Origin of the sequence: Oceanimonas smirnovii ATCC BAA-899 (genome assembly GCF_000381965.1) — a bacterium.
Lineage (GTDB): Bacteria > Pseudomonadota > Gammaproteobacteria > Enterobacterales > Aeromonadaceae > Oceanimonas > Oceanimonas smirnovii.
This window is the reverse complement of the sequence record NZ_KB908460.1, coordinates 90,536-111,354: the sequence shown is the minus strand read 5'-3', so window position 1 is coordinate 111,354 and position 20,819 is coordinate 90,536. Positions and strand designations below refer to the sequence as shown.

20 protein-coding genes are annotated in these 20,819 nt (G+C 58.2%); 12 read left to right on the top strand and 8 right to left on the bottom strand.

The genetic code is table 11. The annotated features are described in order from the left end of the window. Nucleotides 1–5: 5 nt before the first annotated feature. The gene (mobA, locus tag G364_RS0109490) at nucleotides 6–596 is read right to left on the bottom strand and encodes a molybdenum cofactor guanylyltransferase MobA (protein WP_019934913.1); all 591 of its coding nucleotides are present in this window, start codon (nucleotides 594–596) and stop codon (nucleotides 6–8) included. Between the two features lie 155 nt (nucleotides 597–751). On the opposite strand from mobA, the gene G364_RS0109485 reads away from it, so the two are divergent. The 3 genes from G364_RS0109485 to G364_RS0109475 all read left to right on the top strand — a co-directional run bounded on the left by G364_RS0109485 (nucleotide 752) and on the right by G364_RS0109475 (nucleotide 3,676). Then, a complete protein-coding gene (locus G364_RS0109485; RefSeq protein WP_019934912.1) occupies nucleotides 752–1,960 on the top strand; it encodes a CynX/NimT family MFS transporter in 1,209 nt (402 codons plus the stop codon). A 67-nt stretch (nucleotides 1,961–2,027) separates the two neighbouring features. Further along, entirely contained in the window at nucleotides 2,028–2,867 is an 840-nt protein-coding gene (locus G364_RS0109480; protein WP_019934911.1) for a DNA ligase, read from the top strand. A gap of 44 nt (nucleotides 2,868–2,911) precedes the next feature. Next, nucleotides 2,912–3,676, top strand: coding sequence for an NRDE family protein (locus tag G364_RS0109475; RefSeq protein WP_019934910.1), 765 nt, complete (start codon nucleotides 2,912–2,914; stop codon nucleotides 3,674–3,676). A 9-nt stretch (nucleotides 3,677–3,685) separates the two neighbouring features. On the opposite strand, the gene G364_RS0109470 is transcribed toward G364_RS0109475, so the two are convergent. Continuing rightward, on the bottom strand, nucleotides 3,686–4,642 hold the full coding sequence (locus tag G364_RS0109470) for a LysR family transcriptional regulator (protein ID WP_019934909.1): 957 nt from the start codon (nucleotides 4,640–4,642) through the stop codon (nucleotides 3,686–3,688). Between the two features lie 186 nt (nucleotides 4,643–4,828). Here G364_RS0109470 and G364_RS0109465 point away from each other — a divergent pair, with 186 nt between their 5' ends. Further along, nucleotides 4,829–5,761 (top strand): sodium-dependent bicarbonate transport family permease, encoded by a 933-nt coding sequence (locus G364_RS0109465; protein ID WP_019934908.1) that lies wholly within the window; start codon nucleotides 4,829–4,831, stop codon nucleotides 5,759–5,761. A 205-nt stretch (nucleotides 5,762–5,966) separates the two neighbouring features. Here the strand turns inward: G364_RS0109465 and G364_RS17350 are convergent, their stop codons facing one another. Together G364_RS17350 and G364_RS0109455 are read right to left on the bottom strand one after the other, a co-directional pair. After that, nucleotides 5,967–6,098 (bottom strand): putative transporter small subunit, encoded by a 132-nt coding sequence (locus G364_RS17350; protein ID WP_019934907.1) that lies wholly within the window; start codon nucleotides 6,096–6,098, stop codon nucleotides 5,967–5,969. 1 nt (nucleotide 6,099) lies between these two features. Further along, entirely contained in the window at nucleotides 6,100–7,788 is a 1,689-nt protein-coding gene (locus G364_RS0109455) for a sodium:solute symporter family protein (RefSeq protein WP_019934906.1), read from the bottom strand. Between the two features lie 418 nt (nucleotides 7,789–8,206). On the opposite strand from G364_RS0109455, the gene purE reads away from it, so the two are divergent. Together purE and purK are read left to right on the top strand one after the other, a co-directional pair. After that, a complete protein-coding gene (purE, locus tag G364_RS0109450; protein ID WP_019934905.1) occupies nucleotides 8,207–8,701 on the top strand; it encodes a 5-(carboxyamino)imidazole ribonucleotide mutase in 495 nt (164 codons plus the stop codon). Continuing rightward, nucleotides 8,698–9,765 carry a 5-(carboxyamino)imidazole ribonucleotide synthase gene (gene purK, locus G364_RS0109445; RefSeq protein ID WP_019934904.1) on the top strand — a complete coding sequence of 356 codons (1,068 nt, stop codon included), beginning with the start codon at nucleotides 8,698–8,700 and terminating at the stop codon, nucleotides 9,763–9,765. Before purE ends, purK begins: the two co-directional genes overlap by 4 nt. A 53-nt stretch (nucleotides 9,766–9,818) precedes the next feature. On the opposite strand, the gene G364_RS0109440 is transcribed toward purK, so the two are convergent. Then, nucleotides 9,819–10,040, bottom strand: coding sequence for a hypothetical protein (locus G364_RS0109440; RefSeq protein WP_019934903.1), 222 nt, complete (start codon nucleotides 10,038–10,040; stop codon nucleotides 9,819–9,821). Between the two features lie 152 nt (nucleotides 10,041–10,192). Here G364_RS0109440 and G364_RS0109435 point away from each other — a divergent pair, with 152 nt between their 5' ends. Next, a complete protein-coding gene (locus G364_RS0109435; protein ID WP_040614588.1) occupies nucleotides 10,193–11,293 on the top strand; it encodes an efflux RND transporter periplasmic adaptor subunit in 1,101 nt (366 codons plus the stop codon). Next, complete coding sequence (locus G364_RS0109430) at nucleotides 11,290–14,352, top strand: efflux RND transporter permease subunit (protein ID WP_019934901.1); 3,063 nt, start codon at nucleotides 11,290–11,292, stop codon at nucleotides 14,350–14,352. Before G364_RS0109435 ends, G364_RS0109430 begins: the two co-directional genes overlap by 4 nt. A gap of 163 nt (nucleotides 14,353–14,515) precedes the next feature. Here G364_RS0109430 and G364_RS0109425 read toward each other — a convergent pair whose 3' ends face one another. Then, nucleotides 14,516–15,556, bottom strand: coding sequence for a PLP-dependent cysteine synthase family protein (locus G364_RS0109425; RefSeq protein WP_019934900.1), 1,041 nt, complete (start codon nucleotides 15,554–15,556; stop codon nucleotides 14,516–14,518). 126 nt (nucleotides 15,557–15,682) lie between these two features. On the opposite strand from G364_RS0109425, the gene G364_RS0109420 reads away from it, so the two are divergent. Continuing rightward, entirely contained in the window at nucleotides 15,683–16,135 is a 453-nt protein-coding gene (locus tag G364_RS0109420) for an Lrp/AsnC family transcriptional regulator (RefSeq protein WP_019934899.1), read from the top strand. Nucleotides 16,136–16,374: 239 nt separating this feature from the next. Here G364_RS0109420 and G364_RS0109415 read toward each other — a convergent pair whose 3' ends face one another. Then, a complete protein-coding gene (locus G364_RS0109415) occupies nucleotides 16,375–17,169 on the bottom strand; it encodes an AraC family transcriptional regulator (RefSeq protein WP_019934898.1) in 795 nt (264 codons plus the stop codon). Nucleotides 17,170–17,262: 93 nt separating this feature from the next. On the opposite strand from G364_RS0109415, the gene G364_RS0109410 reads away from it, so the two are divergent. Then, nucleotides 17,263–18,246 carry a bile acid:sodium symporter family protein gene (locus tag G364_RS0109410; protein ID WP_211212439.1) on the top strand — a complete coding sequence of 328 codons (984 nt, stop codon included), beginning with the start codon at nucleotides 17,263–17,265 and terminating at the stop codon, nucleotides 18,244–18,246. A 31-nt stretch (nucleotides 18,247–18,277) separates the two neighbouring features. On the opposite strand, the gene G364_RS0109405 is transcribed toward G364_RS0109410, so the two are convergent. Beyond that, nucleotides 18,278–19,441: a Na/Pi symporter gene (locus tag G364_RS0109405; RefSeq protein ID WP_019934896.1), complete on the bottom strand. Its 1,164-nt coding sequence runs from the start codon at nucleotides 19,439–19,441 to the stop codon at nucleotides 18,278–18,280. Between the two features lie 363 nt (nucleotides 19,442–19,804). Here G364_RS0109405 and osmY point away from each other — a divergent pair, with 363 nt between their 5' ends. Next, complete coding sequence (osmY, locus tag G364_RS0109400; RefSeq protein WP_019934895.1) at nucleotides 19,805–20,428, top strand: molecular chaperone OsmY; 624 nt, start codon at nucleotides 19,805–19,807, stop codon at nucleotides 20,426–20,428. Nucleotides 20,429–20,496: 68 nt separating this feature from the next. Then, a complete protein-coding gene (locus tag G364_RS17045; protein WP_019934894.1) occupies nucleotides 20,497–20,658 on the top strand; it encodes a DUF1328 family protein in 162 nt (53 codons plus the stop codon). The last annotated feature ends 161 nt before the right edge of the window (nucleotides 20,659–20,819 follow it).

The window sequence follows — 20,819 nt, the reverse complement described above, 5'->3', positions numbered from 1 at the left end:
ATTTTTTATGGGGCTTTGCTGGCTTCCAGCGCCTGCAGTGCGTCGGGAGTATTGAGGTTATAAAAGGCTTCGGGCATGTCACTAAAGTCCACCGGTACCAGCCAGTGCTGCTCAAACCAGAGCTGTAGCTTACGATCGCCGCCATCCAGATAGTTGCACAGGGAAGGCAGCAGCGACTGATGAATGAGCGCAGTGGCCGCATGCAGCTGAGTGCCGTCATCCACCACGGCAATATCATCATGGCGGTGCACGGCGGCACACAGGCGGGCGGCCAGGCAATCCGGGATCAGCGGGCTGTCGCAGGGTACAAACAGTACCCACTCGCTGGGAGCGTGAGCCAGTCCGGCCTGAAAGCCAGCAAGCGGACCGGCATAAGACAGTTCACTGTCGGGAATAACGCTTGCCAGCTCGCGATATTGCGCCAGGTTGCGATTGGCGTTGATCATTACCTGTCCGGTTTGTGGCTTCAGCCGCGCCAGTAAATGGCAGACCAGCGGTTGCCCCCACAATGTCAGCAGCCCCTTATCGGCTCCCTGCATGCGCAGGCCCCGGCCACCGGCCAGAATAACAGCGGTAATGTCTTTGGGATCCAGCATCATTTAATCCAGTCAGGTGCTTTTCAATGAATGGTAACTGGTTGCCGTATAAAAACGGAGTGCTGTGGTCACATAAGCCAGTAATTTTAATGGCTTGAGCCCAGGCCTTATCACTTTTACCATGGGTCGTTAATCATCAATAAGGTATAACAATAATGAGTGCTCCTTCCGTGTCGGACGACCCTTTTTACGGGCGTCCTTTTGTTGCTGCCCTGGCGGTAATTGCTCTGCTGCTGGCTGCCGCCAATCTGCGTGGCGGCCTGGTGGTGGTGGGACCGCTGGTAGAGCAGATTCGTGAAGGGCTCAACATCAGCGCCAGCGCCTTCAGTTTGCTGACCACGCTGCCACTGATCTGCTTTGGTATTATTTCCCTGTGTGTGCCGGCCTTGTCACGGCGCTGGGCTCCCCAGACCCTGGCCATCGGCGGTTTGCTGATTATCAGCCTGGGCGTTTTGCTGAGACTGGTAAATAACTACCCAGTAGTGCTGCTGGGCACTCTGTTACTGGGAGCGGCGATTGCCCTGCTGAATGTGCTGATCCCCGGTCTGGTAAAAGCCTTTTTCCCCCGCAAGGTGGGGCTGATGACGGGGCTTTATTCGGTCACCCTGAGCGCCGGGGCCGGACTGGGAGTGTATCTGGCAGTGCCGCTGCTGGAGCGTTTTGGCCACTGGCACTATCCGGTGGCACTGTGGGCGCTGCTGCCGGTGCTGTGCATCTTGTTCTGGCTGCCCATGGTGAAGGTAAAAGGCGTTGGCAAGCCTGCCAATCCGCTAAAAGTCAGCCTGTGGCGCAGCAAAATTGCCTGGGCCATTACCTTTTATATGGGGCTGCAGTCGTTTTATTTTTATTCCATGGCCACCTGGCTGCCGAAAATTCTGCTGGAAAGCGGCCTGACCGCCCATGATGCGGGCACAGCCACCGCCCTGATTAATCTGGTGAGCATTCCATTCAATTTTCTGGTGCCGATAATGGCGGCGCGCATGGCTAATCAGCGTACTCTGGTGCTGGGTATTTTTCTGGCTTCCTTTACCGGCATTGCCGGCCTTTGGTGGCAGCCTGCTACCGCCCCTCTGCTGTGGGCCTCGCTGATCGGCATCGGCTGTGGCGGTGCCCTGAGTCTGGCGTTGTCGTTTTTTGTGCTGCGTGCCACCAATACCGCTCAGGCCACGGCGCTGTCGGCCATGGCTCAGAGCATTGGTTATTTGCTGGCGGCTACCGGCCCGGCAGCGCTGGGGCTTATGCGGGACTGGGAAGGCGGCTGGCAAACGGCACTGGTACTCATGATGGTGCTGCAGTGTGTACAGCTTGTCTGTGGCTTGCTGGCCTCACGACCCGTAAATGTGGTGCCCGATCAGGATAAATAATCTGCTTTGTTGCCCAGCGGCTAGACTTTGCCGCACACATTGTGAGTGGGCTATTAAGGAGATTGTGATGAAACCCGAATCGCTGTTCCTGTCTTTGTTGTGGCTGACGCCGGCCTTGCCGGCACTGGCGGACGCGCCGCCGCTGCAGCTGGCATCTGAGTATGCGCCGCACTATAACCCGGCGGATTTTCTGGTCAGCGAAAAACTGGATGGGGTGCGGGCATACTGGAATGGCCGTGAGTTAATGTCCCGGGCCGGCAACGTTTTTGCGGTGCCCGGGTGGTTTATTGAAGGTTTTCCCGATACGCCGCTGGACGGCGAGCTCTGGCTGGGGCGGGGCCGGTTTGCCGAGTTGTCGGCGGCGGTACGCCGGTTTGAACCGCAAGATGAGGAATGGCGTCGGATCCGTTTTATGGTATTTGACACCCCTGACAGCAAGAGACCGTTTGAGCAGCGCTCAGAACAACTTAAGCAGCAGATTGCTTCCCTGAATGTGCCCTGGCTGCAGTGGGTCACCCAACAGCGGGTGAGCGATGCCGCTGCGTTGGCCGCTTTGCTGGATGAGATTAACGCCCAGGGCGGAGAAGGCCTGATGCTGCATCATCGTCAGGCGCTTTATACCGCCGGCCGTAATCAGAACCTGCTGAAATTAAAGCAGTTTCAGGATGCCGAGGCCACAGTGCTGGCCTATCTGCCCGGACAGGGAAAATATACCGGCATGATGGGTGCTTTGTTGGTGGAAACCGACGATGGCCGTCGCTTCAAGCTGGGCACCGGGTTCAGTGATGAGCAAAGACGCAATCCGCCGGCCTTGGGCAGCACGGTGACTTATCGTTACCGGGGCGAAACCGCCACCGGCTTACCCCGCTTTGCCAGCTTCTGGCGAGTGCGTGAAGACGCACCCTGACTGGCATGGTGACGGGCCCGTGAACATCAAGAAGGAACGCCGTTTTGTGTTTGATCGCCTTTAACTGGCAACCGGCCGAGGGCCGTTTGTTACTGCTGGCCAACCGGGATGAGTTTTATGCCCGCCCCACCGAGCCGGCCCGCTGGTGGCCGGACCAGCCTTACCTTTGGGCCGGGCGGGATCTGCAGGCTGGTGGTACCTGGCTTGGCATCACCCGTGCCGGCCGCTTTGCCGCCCTTACCAATGTCCGTGAGGGCGCGCCTCGGGCCGGAAAACGCAGCCGGGGTGAGCTGGTGACCGGTTTTCTTACCGGTCAGCAGGGGCCGGCCGAGTATATGCAGCAAATGCTGCAACACGGGCATGATTATGCCGGCTTTAACCTGCTGGCAGGGGATGTATTGAAGGGCGAACTCTATTATGGCGGCAACCGGACCGGCGCACCGGCTTATGCTCTTGACCCGGGAATATACGGTTTGTCCAATGGCCTGCTCAATACTCCCTGGCCCAAGACGCTGCGGCTGAAGCGCGGGCTGGCAGCCCTTGAGCACAAGGACGAAAAAGCACCACTGGCGCTGCTGAGCGACGCTACTCAGGCACCCGATGGCCGCCTGCCCGACACCGGCATTCCCTTTGAGCTTGAGCGGCGGCTGTCGTCGATATTTATCACCGGTGACGACTACGGTACCCGGGCCCAGACGGTGCTGCAGGTTGAACGTAGCCGGGTAACCATCACCGAGCAGGGACGGGGGCCACAGGGCAGCATGCTGGAAACAAGCAGAGCCGGATGGCGGCTCGACGCGCTTACTTGAACGCCGCATTCATGGTTTATTTCCCGGCTTATTAATATGCCCAAGCAGGGCGGCCAGATCCTTGTCTATGTAGCTTTCCTTGACACAGGCGGCCAGGTGGTCGTTGATAAAACGCACAAAATTGGCGGCGGCGTAGGGCAGGCGGCGGTTGCCATGGCACACCAGATACCAGTGGCTGGAGAGCGGAAATTCCGGCAGGGCGGGGCGGCCGAGCCGGTGCTCACCTTCCAGCGTATGCTCCGACAGCACCGCCAGCCCCAGGCCCTGCTCCACACTCATGCGAATGACTTCGTTGCTTTCTACCTGCATCACCCGCTTCAGCTGCAAATTACGCTTGCGCAGCCATTCTTCAAACACCAGCCGGGTGGCACTGCCCGGCTCCCGTAATAAAAAACGTTCATGAAGCAGTTCGGCGAAGTTTGCCGGCGGTTGTTTGACCGCCCAGTGATCCGGCGGTGTGATCAGCACCAGCGGGTTGTGAATAAAGCGACTGCTGAGGGTGTGCTCACCACTGGGCGGGTGGCTGAACAGATAAAGATCGTCCTGCTGATAGCGGTGACGCTCCAGAATATAACCCCGGTTGCCCACGCTGATGGACACTTCCACTCCCGGAAACTGGCGGTTAAAGGGCCCCAGTAGCCGGGGCAGAATGTATTTGGCGGTGGTCACCACGCCAATGCTGAAGCTGCCACGGGTACCCTGGCGGGCGTCCTGCAGAAAACCGCCAAAATCTTCAAAGCGCGACAGTGACTCCAGTGCCGCATGATACAGCTCGGTGCCGATAAAAGTGGGTTTCATTCTGGTATCCAGCAGAGGCTCACCCACGGCTTCGGCCAGCCGTTTAAGCTGCTGGGACACGGTGGGCTGGGTCAGATGCAGCTCGGCGGCAGCCCGGGATACCGAACCCAGCCGCACCACTGTCACATACACCTGCAGCAGGCGAAAGGTCAGATGACGAACATTCATGGAGTATTATCTATATCAGTGTTATGTAACATTTATTGGCAACTATAACGAAGCCAGCGCAAAATGGCCCCACTTTTCAAAGCCGGCTTCGGCCGGAACACATATTCACAAGCCGTTTTCCATACCAGCAGGTCTTTGACCCTGTTGCAGGCTTGGTTGTGCCTAACAAACATAGAGAGGAATCATATGCCAGACATAGTGGTGGCGTTTTTTGCGCTGGGCGTAGTGGCGGGGCTGGCCCGCTCCGACTTACAGGTGCCCAAGGCGGCTTACGATACGCTGGGGATACTGCTGATGCTGACCATCGGCTTCAAGGGCGGCTTGTCACTGCATGGCAATCTGCACTGGCAGCTGGTGCCCGAGCTGCTGGCGGTGGCGTCACTGGGCGTATTAATTCCGCTGGTGTGTTACCCGCTGGCGCGCCGGTTGCTGCGTCTGGACAGGGCCAACAGCGCCAGCCTCGCCGCTCACTACGGCTCTGTCAGTGCCGGTACCTTTGCGGTGGCCCTGGCTTATGCTCAGACCCTGCAGCTGGAGATTGCGCCGGAAACCACGCTTTATCTGGTGTTGCTGGAGCTGCCCGCCATTATTGTGGCCATCTCATTGTACAAGCGCCTCTCGGGGCAGGAAGGCGGTGTAAGCAGCGGCAGCGTCTGGCATGAAGCGTTGACCAGCCGCGGGGTAGTGCTGCTCACCGGTGGTGTGCTGATTGGTTACTTTTATGGCCCCGAGCGGGCTGCACCGGTGAGTGAACTGTTTATTCATGCCTTCAAGGCGCTGCTTGCGTTGTTTTTGCTGGAAATGGGCCTGTGTGCCGCCAAAGCGCTCACTCCTGTGCCCTGGAAGCGTTGGCCTGTGATGCTGTTTGCGCTGCTGGCACCGCTGGCGCTGGCCAGTCTGGGCGCACTGGTAGCCTCAGCCCTTGATCTGCCCGCGGGCAGTGCCCTTATTCTGGTAGCGCTGGTGGCCAGTGCCTCTTATATCGCAGCACCAGCCGCCATCGGGGCTTCCATTGAAAAGGCCGATATTGGTCTGGCCATGCTGGCCTCACTGGCGGTGACCTTTCCCTTTAACGTACTTATCGGCGTCCCCCTCTACGCCCGCTGGCTGGCGGCCTGAGTTTTTGTTGGTTGAACCTGGGGTGACGAAGTGGCAGCGGGGATTGCCGTAGCCGACCATTAAATGCCATGGATGGCATTTTCGAGCGTTACAGGGATGTACTTGTAGCGTGTCGGCGGAGTGCAGCCGCGCTGGCGCTTCGCGCACAGGCCCAAATAAAAAAAGCGGACCCTTGAGGTCCGCTTTTTACGCTGTCCGCGCTGACTTACACCAGCTCGCGGTTTTCTTTTTTGGCCGCGACTATGTCTTTCCATACGCCGCGGCAGATCATGATCAATACCAAAAGGGTGAGGGCGGGCCAGATCAGAATGTAGGCTCCCATTATCAGTTCGCTCATCTTAAGACTCCTTGGCAAGTTTGGCGGTCTTCATGGCCGCTGTAGTGGCAGGTGCATCAAAACGATCGTCGTAGTTGCCCACCCGCTTTTTAATCAGCTCAAAATCAAACTTCTGATTATCCAGCAGGCTTACCACCACACACACCAGGGTGCTGACACCGTATGCCAGCAGGGAAGACAGCAGCACGGTATACTCCCGCAGGAAGCCGGTGGCGAAATACATCAGCGCCAGACCGGCGATAATACCGGCAACAAAGCCCGCGTGCCGGCCAAAGAAGCCAAATACCATCAGGCCAATCACCACACCGCCGCCAATGCTTGCCAGCAGTTCGAACAGCACCGCCACGGCACCGGTCATTTCCACCCACTCAAAGCGGGCCACGCAGAACATGATCAGGGCCACTATCACCGAGGAGGTAAAGGCGCGGTTGGTGACCCGGCTCCAGAAGCAGCTGGCAATTACCGGGAACACAATGGCCCCCCAGAGTGCACCTACAAATACCAGCATGACCAGAATATCGAGAGAGAAGCTGGCCAGAACAATGCCCAGCATGGTGGCGACAATCATGGTCAGACGACCAATAAACAGCATGCGTTTGGGGTCTGCCTTGCCTCTGGCAATGTTCTTGCCGTAGACATCGGCCATGATAATGGCGGACAGGGCAGACAGATCCGAGTCGGCGGTAGATGACAGCGAGCCAATTACCAGAATAAAGAACAGGGCAATAAACACCGGTGGCAGATAGCTGGATACCATCTGCGGGATCAGGTTGTTCATATCACCGTTCAGGGGTTCAACGCCGTTGGTCAGCGCCATCAGGCCAATCATGCCCAGGCCAATCACAATGGCACCATACCCAAGCGTGGCGGTGAGGAAGGTAGGCTTGATGTGCTTTTCATTTACCGCAAACAGCCGCTGGGAAATGGTCTGGTTACCAATGGCATAGGCCAGCACCGCCACAAAATAGGGAGCACCCTGATGCAGAATGGCTTCGGTGGAGAAGAGGTTGGCCTGCTCGGCAGTGAGGTTATCAAAGCCGTTCATCACTTCTGCCGGACCGCCCATGGCAAACAGCACCGCGGGAATAATCACCACGGCAATGGCCATGAGTGCAATCAGCTGGGCGAAGTCGGTGAGCACGGAAGCGCGAAAGCCGGACCAGAGGGTATAGCTGAGCACGCCCACACCGGCAATGATGACGCCGGTCTGAAACGACAGCGGCGACAGCACAGACACCAGGGCACCGGCGGCGGTAAAGTTCACCATCAGGCTGATGATGCTGCCCAGCAGGTTGGAAAAGGCCAGGATCAGCTGGCTGGACGAGCCGTGCCGGGCATGGATCACTTCACCCAGGGTATGGGCATTGGGGGCCAGGGCGCGAAAACGCCGGCCAAAGGGGTAAATAAACAAAATCATCAGGGCACCCCAAAAGCCATAATGCAGCGGGCCCGAGACCCCATAGGTATAACCCGAGGTGGCGGCGGCATAGAAGGAGGCGGCCCAGATCCAGGTGGCGGTCATGCTGGCCGCGCCCATGCCAAAGCCCACACTGTGGTTAGATACCATAAAGGCGTCGGTATCTTCCTGCTCCTTCTTGATGAAGGTGGTAATAAGGTAGGTTCCGCCGTAAAAAGCGGCCAGTAGCAGCAGTACTGTGGTGCTGGAAAATTGATAGAGTTCCAAGTTCATCTCCCTGTCTTGTAAAAACACAGACGAGCACGGGCAAGCACACCAGAGGCGGATTGCGGGTGCAGGTTTGGACGACCTGGCTGACGGCAACGGACGTAGAGAACCTGCTGAAGGTTCAGAAAACAAGATAACAGTTTGTTTTGCGGTGAAGCGTTGTGCTTCTTAAAGACGTTGGCGTTAGCCTGGTATTGTGCGGTCGACGGCACGAAAGCGTGCGTCAGGGTAAAGCTTCAATGGCGCCCATCATAAGGCGTTCACCTCCTTAAAATCATCTGTTCAGCCTTGAACGGCCCATACCTTAACGATTGGGTCAGGTATTGTCCACCCTTTCACTGGCCGCAAAACCGGGCTTTCGGTATAATCCGCGCTCCCCCGGATCCACCTAAAACATGCACAACGTTGTTGAACAGGAGTAGTCATGCAAGCAAAAGTTGCCGTCATCATGGGTTCAAAAAGTGATTGGCCCACCATGCAGGGTGCCGCAGAAATCATGGACCAGCTGCAGGTTCCCTATACCGTGGAAGTGGTGTCGGCGCACCGCACCCCAGACCGGCTGATGGAATTTGGTGAACAGGCCGTGGAGCGCGGTTATCAGGTGATTATTGCCGGTGCCGGCGGTGCCGCCCACCTGCCGGGCATGGTGGCCGCCAAAACCCGGCTGCCGGTGCTGGGTGTGCCGGTGCAAAGCAAGGCCCTGAGTGGTCTCGATAGCCTGCTGTCCATTGTGCAGATGCCCAAGGGCGTGGCCGTGGGCACCCTGGCCATCGGCACCTCCGGTGCTTTTAATGCCGGTCTGCTGGCCTGCCAGATGCTGGCCAATCACGATGCCGAGCTGGCCGAGCGGCTGGACACCTTCCGCCATGATCAAACCAGCACTGTGCTGGGCAACCCCGATCCGCGGGAGGAAGCATGAGCCGTATCTGGGTACTGGGTGCCGGCCAGCTGGGCCAGATGCTGAAGCACGCTGGCATGCCGCTTAATCTGGACGTGCGTCCGGTTGATATCGAGTCGGAAGACACCTTTCCGCTGCAGGCTCATGAAAAAGTCACCGCCGAGCGCGAGCAGTGGCCCGAGACCGCCGCTACTCGTCAGCTGGCGGCTCATCCGGCGTTCGTTAATCTGAATACCTTTCCCATTCTGGCCGATCGCTACACTCAAAAATCACTGATCGACAAACTGGGGCTGGCCACCGCGCCCTGGCAGCTGGTGGAAACCGACACCACCGCCGAAAGCCTGCATGAGGCGCTGGGCGAGCGGGTGCTGCTCAAGCGCCGCACCGGCGGCTACGATGGTCGCGGTCAGCACTGGCTGCGGGAGCCGGGCCGGGACGCCATTCCCGATGACTGGCACACCCAGGCCATTGCCGAGCAGGCCATCGACTTTGACGAGGAAGCCTCCATCGTCGGCATGCGCGGTGAAGACGGCCAGTGCTATTTCTATCCGTTGACCCTCAACCTGCATGTGGACGGCATTCTGCTGGGCTCGGTGTCGCCGCTGGCGCGCTTGGCGCACCTGCAGGACGAGGCCGAGCGCATGCTTGGCACCCTGATGAACGATCTCGACTATGTCGGCGTCATGGCCATGGAGTGCTTCCGGGTGGGCGATCACCTGCTCATCAACGAGCTGGCGCCCCGAGTGCACAACAGCGGTCACTGGACCCAGGCAGGCGCTAATATCAGCCAGTTTGAAGCGCATCTGCGCGCCGTGGCCGGGCTGCCGCTGATTGCCCCTAGCGTCAAAAACACCAGCGTCATGGTGAACCTGGTGGGGACCGAGCGCAACGACGACTGGCTCTCGGTGCCCGGTGCCGAGCTGTACTGGTATGGCAAGGACGTGCGCCCCGGCCGCAAGGTAGGCCATATCAACTTCTGCCTGAGCAACCCGTCCGATACTCAGGCCGCCCTTGATAAGCTTGAGCCCATGCTGCCCGCCAGTTACGGCATAGTGCTCGACTGGTTGCGCAGTCAGCTTAACTGAGCGGCTGTTGGTCCAGCATAAAAAGCCCCGCTGTGAAGCGGGGCTTTTTGCGTTTAGACCAGGGGCTGGCCCATGCGGTCCTGGGCGATAAGACGCACCACATAGGCCAGTTTGAACAGGGCAGCGGTGAGCACCAGGGTAATATGCATAAAGACGGTGGTGCCCACAGACAGGGACTGTTCACCCAGCCAGGCCATGCTCAGGGAGCCGCAGAACAGCACCAGAAACACCACCATGGAAAGATTGGCCAGAGACAGCAAGCGTTGATTGCTCATAAGTGGCACTCCAAATGTTTGTTTATGATCACAGTACGCCTGTCTGACCGGTGAGTCAATAAAGTTGATGTTTTTTTGATCTGTATCAAGGCTGTATGAGCGGGAAGCAAGTTGATATGCTGAACAATAATCTTAAAAAAGACGGAACCAACATGGGATCAAGGAGTTGGCGCAGCAGAGCGGCCAGACATAAAACGCGGATATGGGCGGCGCTGATACTGGTGGTGGTGCTGTTCTGGCTGTGGCGGGGGCACTTGTATCAGGCCGCTCGGCAGGCACCTGAGGCGGAGAAAAACAGCCAGAGCCCGGACAGGCAGGAAATCACAGTGCAGGTCACCCAGCTCAGCGCCAGTGACTATCAGCCGCAACACTTGGTGCAGGGGCAGTTTCAGGCGGAACGTCAGCTGGTGGTGCGGGCCCGTACCGACGGTGTGGTAGAGCAGCTGGCTGAGCTCGGGCAAACCCTGGCCGAGGGCGAGCGGCTGCTGACCCTGAGTCTGGATGACAGGCGGGCCGCCCTCAGCCGGGCCGAGGCCGAGCAAAAGCTCAACGCCGCCGAACTGAAGGCCGCCGAGCGGCTCAGCCAAAAAGGTCTGCTTGCCGACACCGAGTTACTGATGCGCCGTGCTGCTGCCGCCGCCGCCAATGCCGCTCTGGCCGAGGCCCGGCTGGCGCTGGATTACAGCCGGCCAACGGCCCCCTTTGCGGGCACCGTGAATGCCCGCCATGTAGAAACGGGGGATTATGTTCGGACCGGCGATTCCCTGCTGATGCTGGTCAACGATAACACACTGACCCTGAGCGGCTTTGTGCCTCAGCAAAAGGTGGCCGGCTTAACAACCGGTCTGCCGGTAACGGCCACTGCGCTGGATGGGCGAACCCTGTCGGGCACCCTTAGCTTTGTGGCTGCTGCCGCTGACTCCGATACCCGCAGCTTTGCGGTAGAAGCCCGGTTTGACAATCCGCAAGGGCTGCGTCTGGCCGGTGCCAGTGCCGAGCTGACAATTCACCTGCCCACACGGGTGGCGCACCGCTTGTCTCCTGCCTTGCTGGCCCTTGATGAGCAGGGGCGCACCGGTGTGCATCTGGTGGATGCGCAAAACCGGCTGCAGCTGGTGCCGGTTACGCTACTGGCCATTACTCCGAATGAAGCCTGGGTGACCGGTTTGCCCGAGCAGGCCCGGGTGGTGACCCGGGGGGCCGGCTTTATTACGCCGGGTGAGGTAGTGGCGGTGCAGGAGTTGCGTGAATGAGGGCGCTTATTCAGGCCGCTGTTTACCGCAGCCGGGCCACGCTGCTGTTTTTTATATTGCTGTTACTGGGTGGCGTGGGGGCCTATCAGGTCATTCCCAAAGAGGCCAACCCGGATGTGACCATTCCCATGATGTATGTGTCCATGGCGCTGGAAGGCATCAGCCCGGAAGACGGCGAGCGCCTGCTGGTGCGGCCCATGGAGCAGGAGCTGCGCACCCTGGAAGGGGTCAAGAAAATGACCTCTACCGCCAGCGAAGGCCATGCTTCCGTGATGCTGGAATTTGATGCCGGCTTTGATCCCAAACAGGCGCTGCAGGAAGTGCGTGAAAAAGTGGATCTGGCACAAAGCGAGCTGCCTCAGGAAGCGGAAGAACCTGTGGTGCACGAAATTAACGTGGCGCTGTTTCCGGTGCTGTCGGTGGCACTGTCGGGGCCGCTTTCAGAAGGTGAGCTGGTGATGATAGCCCGCCGGCTGAAGGATGAAATTGAAGGCATTGCCGAAGTGCTGGAAGTGGACATAGGCGGTGATCGGGAAGATCTGCTGGAAATTCTGGTGGATCCTCAGGTGCTCGACAGTTACGGCATTGACTATACCCAGCTGTTTAATCTGGTGTCGCGCAACAACCGGCTGGTGGCCGCCGGCAGCCTGGATACCGGTGCCGGCCGGCTGGCGATCAAGGTGCCCGGCGTGATTGAAAACCTCGACGACGTACTGGGGCTGCCGCTCAAGGTCAGTGGCGACAGCGTGGTCACCTTTGGCGATGTGGCCACCATTCGCCGCACCTTCAAGGATCCCGCCGGCTTTGCCCGCATCAACGGCCAGCCCGGCGTGGTGCTGGAAGTGAGCAAACGCGCCGGTGCCAATATCATCGAGACCATAGAGCAGGTCAAAGCATTGCTGGCGCAGGCTGAGCCGCTGCTGCCCGACGGGGTGGAGATCGACTACATCATGGATCAGTCCACCCAGATTGAAACCATGCTGGCGGACTTGCTCAACAATGTGCTCACCGCCGTGGTGCTGGTGCTTATTCTTATTCTAGCCACCATGGGCGCACGCTCGGCACTGATGGTGGGGCTGACCATTCCCGGGGCCTTTTTTGCCGGTATTCTGGTGATCTGGGGCATCGGCTTTACCATGAACATTATCGTGCTGTTTGCACTGATACTGGTGGCGGGCATGCTGGTGGACGGGGCCATTGTAGTGAGCGAGCTGGCCGACCGCCATCTGCATGAGGGCCAGCCGCCCAAGCAGGCCTGGATCAATGCCGCCCACCGCATGAGCTGGCCGGTGATTGCCTCTACCATCACCACACTGGCGGTGTTTATGCCGTTGCTGTTCTGGCCCGGTGTGGTGGGGCAGTTTATGCAATATCTGCCGGCTACCGTCATTATCTGCCTGCTGGCGTCTCTGGCCATGGCGCTGATATTTTTGCCTACCATGGGCGGGCTGGGCAAAAGCAGCAGTCAGCCCAAAGCGCCTGTGGTGGTGCCGGGCCTCGACCATTACCGCCGCCTGCTGGCGTGGCTGCTGCGCCGCCCCGGCCTGACCCTGCTGGGCACCCTTGGCCTGATTGCGCTGCTATATGCGGGTTATGCCCGTTTTAACCACGGAGTGGAGTTCTTCCCCGATATCGAGCCCGACAGTGCCCAGCTGCAGGTGCGCGCCCGGGGCGATTTGTCGGTGTATGAAAAAGACGCTCTGCTGCAGGAAGTGGAAAGCCGGCTGACCGGGCTGACCGAGGTCAAGGCGCTTTATGCCCGCAGCTTTGCCATGGCCGACAACCAGATGGGCAGTGATGTGATTGGTGTGCTGCAGTTTCAGTTTATTGACTGGTATTTGCGCCGGCCCGCCAGCGCCATTCGGGAAACCATGCTGGCGCGCACTGCCGACATTCCCGGCGTGGTACTGGAGTTTCGTGAACAGCAAATGGGCCCGGGTGGCGGCAAGCCGGTGGAAATCCGGCTGTCGGGCAGCGATGAAGCTGCCCTGGATTCGGCTACCGAGCAAGTGCGTGCCGCCATGAATGAGCTGGGCGGCTTTGCCGACATAGAAGATGATCGCAGCCTGCCGGGCATAGAGTGGCGCCTGCAGGTCAACCGGGAAGCGGCTGCCCGCATGGGGGCAGATGTGCTCAGTGTGGGCAATGCGGTGCAGCTGGTGACTAACGGTTTGCGTCTGGCCAGCTACCGGCCTGAAGATGCCAGCGATGAAGTGGATATTCGTGTGCGCTTGCCGGCGCACTGGCGCTCGGTGGATCAGCTCTCCCGGCTGACCCTGAACACGCCCAGAGGCCAGGTGCCCCTGAGCGAGTTTGTCACCCTGACTCCGGCCCCCAAGGTGGGCACACTGCACAGAGTTAACGGCCGGCGCACCGTGACCATCAAGGCCGATATGGCGGAGGGCTTTCGTCTGGATGAGCGCCTGAGTGCCCTGCAGCAGTCCGGGGTAGCGCTGCCGGAAGGGGTGACCCTGACTCTGGCGGGAGAAGATGCGGATCAGCGGGAAGCGGGTCAGTTTCTCAGCACCGCCTTTATAGTAGCGATTTTGCTGATGACGTTAATACTGGTGGTTCAGTTCAACAGCTTCTACCAGACCCTGCTGGTGCTGTCGGCCATTGTGTTTTCCACCGCCGGCGTACTGATGGGACTGCTGCTGAACGGTCAGTCCTTTGGGATTGTGATGGTGGGCATGGGCATCATCGCTCTGGCGGGCATCGTCGTGAACAACAACATTGTGCTGATCGACACCTTTAACCAGCTGAGAGCCGATGGCATGAGTCCGTTTGAGGCGGCGCTGGAAACCGGCTGCCTGCGCCTGCGGCCCGTGCTGCTCACTGCCATTACCACCATACTGGGGCTGATGCCCATGGTGCTGGGAGTGAATGTGGACTTGCTGGCCCCTTCACTGGGGCTGGGCGCGCCGTCCACTCAGTGGTGGACCCAGCTCTCCAGCGCCATTGCCGGCGGTCTGGCCTTTGCCACCCTGCTCACCCTGCTGCTCACGCCCTGCATGCTGATCTTAAGGGGCAGCCGGAAACCCTCTTCGAGGGAGCGGTAAGCCGGAAAGCAGCTGTAAGCTATAAGCTGTCAGCTATAAGTGGTGCAATCTGTAGGCCCGGATTTATCCGGGAAACCTACATTCCATGTGACACCGTTGCCCCAATAAATTGGGGCCTACAGGCTATCTTATTTTCTTCCAGCTTCCAGCTTCTAGCTTCCAGCTAGCCCAACAGGGCCAGCTGTTCGCGCCAGGGCTGAATATCGCCGATATGCTCGGCGACCCATTCCGGGTTGTAGTAGGTGTCCAGATAGCGCTCGCCGCCGTCGCACATTAACGTGACCAGGGAGCCGGTTTTGCCGGCTTTTTGCATTTCCTGTGCCAGTTGCAGCACGCCCCACAGATTGGTGCCGGTCGAGCCGCCGGCCTTGCGCCCCAGTATGTGCTCCAGCCAGTGAATGGTGGCGATGCTGGCGGCATCGGGCACTTTTATCATGCGGTCGATCACCTCGGGCAGAAACGAGGCTTCCACCCGGGGGCGGCCAATGCCTTCAATGCGGCCGCAGGCCCGGCTGGTAAGGGTATTGTCCTGCTGCTGAAAACTGTCAAAAAACACCGAGTTTTCCGGATCCACCACCACCAGCCGGGTATTCAGGCCGGCATAGCGAATATAGCGGCCCAGCGTGGCTGAGGTGCCGCCGGTGCCGGCACTCATCACAATGGCGTCCGGCTCCGGGTGGGGCTCTTCTGCCAGCTGGCGGAAAATGCTTTCGGCAATATTATTGTTGCCCCGCCAGTCGGTGGCCCGCTCCGCATAGGTAAACTGATCCATATAATGGCCGCCGGTTTCCCGTGCCAGCTGCTCGGCGGCGGCATACACCTCACTGGCATGCTGCACAAAGTGGCAGCGGCCGCCGAGGCGCTCTACCTGAATAATTTTGCTGCGGGTGGTAGACGCCGTCATCACGGCGGTAAAGGGCAGGCCCAGTAATTTGGCAAAATAGGCTTCCGACACCGCCGTGCTGCCCGATGAGGCTTCCACCACATGGGTGCCCTCGCGAATTTTGCCGCTGCAGATGGCGTGCAGAAACAGCGAGCGGGCCAGCCGGTGTTTAAGGCTGCCGGTGGGGTGAGTGCTTTCGTCCTTCAGATAGATATCGATGCCGGCCAGGGCAGGAATGTCCAGCCGGTACAGGTGAGTGTCCGAGGTGCGCAGCTGATCGCTGGACAAAACTTTAAGGGCGGTGCGGGTCCACTGGCTCATGGCATCAGGCTCGAAAATAAAATGATACTGAAAATTGTATTCTCATAAGGGGAAAAAGGTTTTCTCTTGTTTTCAGGATAAGCGATAATTTTTAGAAAATTTTTCTCCTTAATGGCATAAAAACGAATGGATAATTTCGATCGTCAAATACTGGCCTTGCTGCAGCAGGACGCCACCCTGGCGCTGAAAGATCTGGCCGAGGCGGTGAACCTGTCCACCACGCCCTGCTGGAAGCGGGTCAAGCGGCTGGAAGAAGCCGGTTACATTCGCGGCCGGGTAGCCCTGCTGGATGCCGAGCAGCTGGGGCTGGGCCTGTCGGTGTTTGTGCAGATAAAAACTCAGCATCACGACAGCCGCTGGCTGGCCCGTTTTGCCGAGACGGTCACCGCGTTTGACGAAGTGGTGGAGTTTTACCGCATGTCCGGCGAGTGGGACTATATGCTCAGAGTGGTGGTGGCCGACATTGCCGCCTTTGATCGTTTTTATAAAAAGCTGATTAACAGCACCGAGGGGTTGTCCGACATCACCTCCAGCTTTGCCATGGAGCAAATCAAGTACACAACGGCACTGCCGTTGTAGGCGAGGGATTAGGGGTAAAAAAGGGATTAGGGAATGGGGACTGGGGAATAGAAAACTTCAAGGCCGAGGTTTACTCCCGGCAAATGCGGACGCATGTTGCATGGTTTGCCGCGCGTAAAGCACGGCTACAGGGCCCCATCCGTTGATGTGTGCACATAGTTTGGTGTGTTTTGTAGGCCGGAATTTATTTCCGGCAAATATCGCCGCATGTTGCACTGTTGCCGTGAGTAAATCACGGTCTACTTGTTGCGCACATATTCTCCTGGTGTGCAGCCCAGCAGCTCGCCAAAGGCGGCAATAAAGGCAGACAGGCTGTCGTAGCCGCATTCCAGCGCCACATCGGTAATGCGCAGGTTTTGCTCCAGCAGGGGCAGGGCGGCAAGCAGGCGGGCCCGCTGTCGCCACTGCCGAAAGCTCATGCCGGTGTCACGTACGAAGTAACGGCCCAGGGTTTTGTCGCTGACCCCCAGCTGCTCACTGAAATAACGCATGGGCCGGCGGCAGTCCGGGTGTGCAGCCAGATACTGGCAAATAGCCGCCAGAGCGTGATGGCCGGGCCAGGGCAGCATCAGGGCACAGGCCGGTGCCAGCGCCAGTTGATCCAGCAGCACCGCCACCAGGCGGCCCTCGGCACCGCTTTCGTTATATTCCACATCAAAATGACTGAACGTCAGAATCAGCTCCCTGAGCAAGGGGCTTATCTCCACCACTTCACAGGGGCGGGCCGGCAGGGCGGCAGCGTCAATATACAGGCTGCGAATTTGGGTGCCGGCGTCACAGTGCACGGCATGGCTGAGATGGGGCGGAATCCACACCGCCCGGTTGGGCGGGGCCACAAAGCGGGCTTCGGGTGTGTTCACCGTCAGCACGCCTGCAGCGGCATAGGAAAGCTGTATCCAGGCATGGGCATGATGAGTGTTAATGGCCTGATTGGGCAAGGACTGCAGCTGGCCCAGCACCGGCCTTGGCAAACGCGTCAGTTGCCCAAGCTGTTCCAGTAATACTTGCTGATTGTCTTTTTGGCGACACTTCATCTCTTTTTGCCGATAAAATCCTGACACTTTCGCCATTATAATGGGTGAAAATCTTGTCTCCACCGGAATCTAGAAATGTTCAGAATGTTACGTCTGCTGTTTGATAACTTTACCCTTATTCTGCTGGGTGTGGTGGCCACCGCCACCCTGCTGCCGGCCCAGGGGCAGGGGGCCGTGTTTTTTGACTGGCTGACCACGGCCGCCATTGCTCTGCTGTTTTTTATGCACGGGGCCAAGTTGTCTCGTCAGGCCATCGTAGCCGGTGCCACCCACTGGCGGCTGCATCTGCTGGTGTTCGGCTGTACCTTTGTGATGTTTCCCTTTATCGGCGTATTGTTAAAGCCGGTGCTGCTGCCGCTGCTGGGAGAGCAGCTGTATATGGGGGTGCTGTTTTTGTGTGTGTTGCCGGGCACGGTACAGTCGGCCATTGCCTTTACCTCGCTGGCCGGCGGCAATGTGCCGGCGGCGGTATGCAGCGCCTCAGCATCGAGCATTCTGGGCATAGTACTCACTCCCTTGCTGGTAGCCGCCCTGCTCAATATGCAGGCAGATCAAGCAGTGTCACCGCTTGACTCCATTCTGTCCATCAGTGCTCAGCTGTTGCTGCCCTTTATGGCGGGTCATTTGTTGCGTCCGGTCATTGGCGGCTTTGTGGATCGTAACCGGGCCTGGCTGAGCAAAATAGATCAGGGCTCCATTTTACTGGTGGTGTACACGGCCCTGAGTGCTTCCGTGGTGGAAGGCCTCTGGCATACGGTGTCGATATCGAAGCTGGCTGTCCTGACACTGGTCTGCTGTGTGTTGCTGGCGCTGGTGCTGTGGCTGACTGCCGTGCTGGGCCGGCGTTTTGGCTTTAACCGGGAAGATCGCATCACTATCATCTTTGGCGGCTCCAAAAAAAGCATGGCCACGGGTGTGCCCATGGCCAAGGTGCTGTTCAGTGGAGCCATGCTGGGTCCGGCGCTGTTGCCGCTGATGATTTTTCATCAGATCCAGCTGATGGTCTGTGCCGTGCTGGCGCAAAAATACGCGCGGGAAAGCGAGCCGGTTGCTGGTCATGTGCACCCACAGCAATAACAGCGCTGGTTTCAGATTAACACCCCGTTATTCATAGCCACTGGCTGAGACCAATCAGACCAAGGGGCAGAGCAAAAAATACGCCACCGATATAAGCGGCCACATAGGCCTTGTTACGCTGGGCCTGTGTGGCCAGCAGCTCAGCCATTTGCATGGGCAGGCTGCGCAGTACCGGCAGCACATAAATCAGGGTAATGGCCAGCACATTAAACAGCAGGTGCACTAGTGCAATCTGCAGCGCCACCATGGCCGAGGGGCCGGTAATGGCGGTGGCAGCCAGCAGGGCGGTGATGGTGGTGCCGATGTTACTGCCCAGAATAAAGGGATAAACCTGCTTCAGGCTGAACATGCCGGTGCCGGCCAGCGGCACTATCAGCGAGGTGGTGGTGGAAGACGACTGCACCAGCACGGTGACCAGGGTGCCCGAGGCCATGCCCGACACAGGGCCGCGGCCCACGGCGGTGCGCAAAATGCCCATGGCGCGGCCTTCCATCAGAGTACGCAGTACCTTGCCTATCTGAGTCACCACCAGCAGTATCATGCCAATGCCCAGCAAAATAAGGGCAATGCCGGACCAGACGCCGGGCAGCCAGGCCACGCTTTCTTTCATGATACCGGTAGCGGGAGCCAGCATGGCTTTCATAAAGTTCATGCTGCCCATGCTCATGCTGGCATCACTTACCAGCAGGCCGGCGAGCCACTCGGAAGAACGCGCCAGCGGTTGAAACAGCAGCTCCAGCGGCAGCACTATGGCCACCGCCAGCAGGTTAAAGCTGTCGTGCACGGTCGCGGCAGAAAAGGCCCGGCGAAACTCCTCGCCATTACGCACATGACCCAGACTGACCAGGGTACTGGTGAGGGAAGTACCAATATTGGCCCCCATCACCATGGGAATGGCAATGGCTATCGGCAGGCCACCGGCCACCATGCCCACAATAATGGAGGTCACTGTGCTGGAGCTTTGGATCAGCGCCGTGGCCACCACGCCGATGATCAGGGCGATAACCGGATTGGAAGCAAACTCGAACAGGGCTTTGGCGTTATCGCCGGCAGCGGATTTAAAGCCGGTGCCAATGGCACCCACTGCCGCCAGCAGCAAATAAACCAATGCGGCCACCAGCAGCCAGGAAAGCCAGCGGTAAGATGACTGAGCAGGCTGTGCAGCAGCGGGCAGGGCAGTGGTCTCAGTGGTCATATCGGTACATCCTCATCGTTATGATGGGCGCACTATGCCGGCCAAATATGACGGTTTTATTACAATGTGACACTGGTATGAATGCACGGCCTGAAAGATAGGGTATGGTGCTCGGTCGCTATTTTATGCTGATTTTTAAGTGTTTGTTTTATTTGGTTTTTATTCGGTTTGTGTGCGAATGAATCCATTTGAGGACACATTGTCGCTATTATCTTCCGTCAGTCTGTTTCGCAGCCATTTGGCTATTTCTTGAAATATTTGTTTTGAACTTCAATAGTCTTAAGCACCTGATGCAAATGGTGTTGAACCTGCGTATCAGTATCAACCCCCATGGATAACCGTGTTTACTACTGGAGAAGAAATATGAACAAGCATCATTTTTCCCGCACTCTACTGGCTGTAGTAATGAGTTCCACCATGGTGGCAGGGAACGCCCTGGCCGAAGAATCGCTGGCGACCAAAATGGAAGAGACGGCAGAGCAGACTCAGCAAAAAGCCGAGCAGGCCGCTACCAAGGCCGGCTCTTACATGAATGACAGTGTGATCACCGGCAAGGTGAAGTCGGCATTGCTGAATGATGAAGGTGTATCCAGCGTGGATATTTCCGTGGAAACCGAAAAAGGCAAGGTAACTCTTAGTGGCTTTGTGCCGGCTCAGGAGCAGGCCGGGCGAGCAGTCGAAGTGGCTAAAAACATCAAGGGTGTTGAATCCGTTGAGGATCAATTGCATGTAAAAGAAGCAGCAGCCGAAGACAATGACTCTCTGGCTGGTCTGGCCGGCGATGCGTTAATTACCGGTAAGGTGAAAGCGGTGCTGCTGGCCGATGACATGGTGGCCGGTACCGATGTCAGCGTGGAAACCGATAACGGCGTGGTGCACCTCAGCGGTGAAGTGGAAAACCGGGAGCAGGCCGAACAGGCCGCCTTGCTGACCAGCAATGTAGAAGGGGTAACCACGGTGAAAAACGATATTCAGATCGCCAATTAAATCACCGGGCAGGTGGCCACCTGTTTAACGGGTGGCCGCAGCCTGACGTCAACGCTGGAGGAGACACTATGTTCAGCTGGGGAATTACCTTTCTGATTATTGCCATTATTGCCGCTCTGCTTGGGTTTACCGGCGTGGCAGGGGCTGCCGCAGGTGCCGCCAAGCTGGTCTTTGTGGTGGGCATTGTTTTGTTTATTATCAGTTTATTTACCGGTCGCAGGGGCCCTTGAGTCAGATCTGATATCCAGCATGAACCCTGCCATTAGTCCCACAGGTACCGAAAGCGCCGGCAGCTTGCCATCAGTCTGCCGGTTTTTTGTGTCTGTTGCACTGTCATGAAAACACCGAGCGGCTGTCACGCTGAATGTGATATAACATAACTATCTAGAAG

What these genes read in the sequence shown, in the direction of transcription:
- mobA (WP_019934913.1), bottom strand. Translation starts at nt 596, where the DNA reads ATGCTGGATCCCAAAGACATTACCGCTGTTATTCTGGCCGGTGGCCGG.
- G364_RS0109485 (WP_019934912.1), top strand. Translation starts at nt 752, where the DNA reads ATGAGTGCTCCTTCCGTGTCGGACGACCCTTTTTACGGGCGTCCTTTT.
- G364_RS0109480 (WP_019934911.1), top strand. Translation starts at nt 2,028, where the DNA reads ATGAAACCCGAATCGCTGTTCCTGTCTTTGTTGTGGCTGACGCCGGCC.
- G364_RS0109470 (WP_019934909.1), bottom strand. Translation starts at nt 4,642, where the DNA reads ATGAATGTTCGTCATCTGACCTTTCGCCTGCTGCAGGTGTATGTGACA.
- G364_RS0109465 (WP_019934908.1), top strand. Translation starts at nt 4,829, where the DNA reads ATGCCAGACATAGTGGTGGCGTTTTTTGCGCTGGGCGTAGTGGCGGGG.
- G364_RS17350 (WP_019934907.1), bottom strand. Translation starts at nt 6,098, where the DNA reads ATGAGCGAACTGATAATGGGAGCCTACATTCTGATCTGGCCCGCCCTC.
- G364_RS0109455 (WP_019934906.1), bottom strand. Translation starts at nt 7,788, where the DNA reads ATGAACTTGGAACTCTATCAATTTTCCAGCACCACAGTACTGCTGCTA.
- purE (WP_019934905.1), top strand. Translation starts at nt 8,207, where the DNA reads ATGCAAGCAAAAGTTGCCGTCATCATGGGTTCAAAAAGTGATTGGCCC.
- purK (WP_019934904.1), top strand. Translation starts at nt 8,698, where the DNA reads ATGAGCCGTATCTGGGTACTGGGTGCCGGCCAGCTGGGCCAGATGCTG.
- G364_RS0109440 (WP_019934903.1), bottom strand. Translation starts at nt 10,040, where the DNA reads ATGAGCAATCAACGCTTGCTGTCTCTGGCCAATCTTTCCATGGTGGTG.
- G364_RS0109435 (WP_040614588.1), top strand. Translation starts at nt 10,193, where the DNA reads ATGGGATCAAGGAGTTGGCGCAGCAGAGCGGCCAGACATAAAACGCGG.
- G364_RS0109430 (WP_019934901.1), top strand. Translation starts at nt 11,290, where the DNA reads ATGAGGGCGCTTATTCAGGCCGCTGTTTACCGCAGCCGGGCCACGCTG.
- G364_RS0109425 (WP_019934900.1), bottom strand. Translation starts at nt 15,556, where the DNA reads ATGAGCCAGTGGACCCGCACCGCCCTTAAAGTTTTGTCCAGCGATCAG.
- G364_RS0109420 (WP_019934899.1), top strand. Translation starts at nt 15,683, where the DNA reads ATGGATAATTTCGATCGTCAAATACTGGCCTTGCTGCAGCAGGACGCC.
- G364_RS0109415 (WP_019934898.1), bottom strand. Translation starts at nt 17,169, where the DNA reads ATGAAGTGTCGCCAAAAAGACAATCAGCAAGTATTACTGGAACAGCTT.
- G364_RS0109405 (WP_019934896.1), bottom strand. Translation starts at nt 19,441, where the DNA reads ATGACCACTGAGACCACTGCCCTGCCCGCTGCTGCACAGCCTGCTCAG.
- osmY (WP_019934895.1), top strand. Translation starts at nt 19,805, where the DNA reads ATGAACAAGCATCATTTTTCCCGCACTCTACTGGCTGTAGTAATGAGT.
- G364_RS17045 (WP_019934894.1), top strand. Translation starts at nt 20,497, where the DNA reads ATGTTCAGCTGGGGAATTACCTTTCTGATTATTGCCATTATTGCCGCT.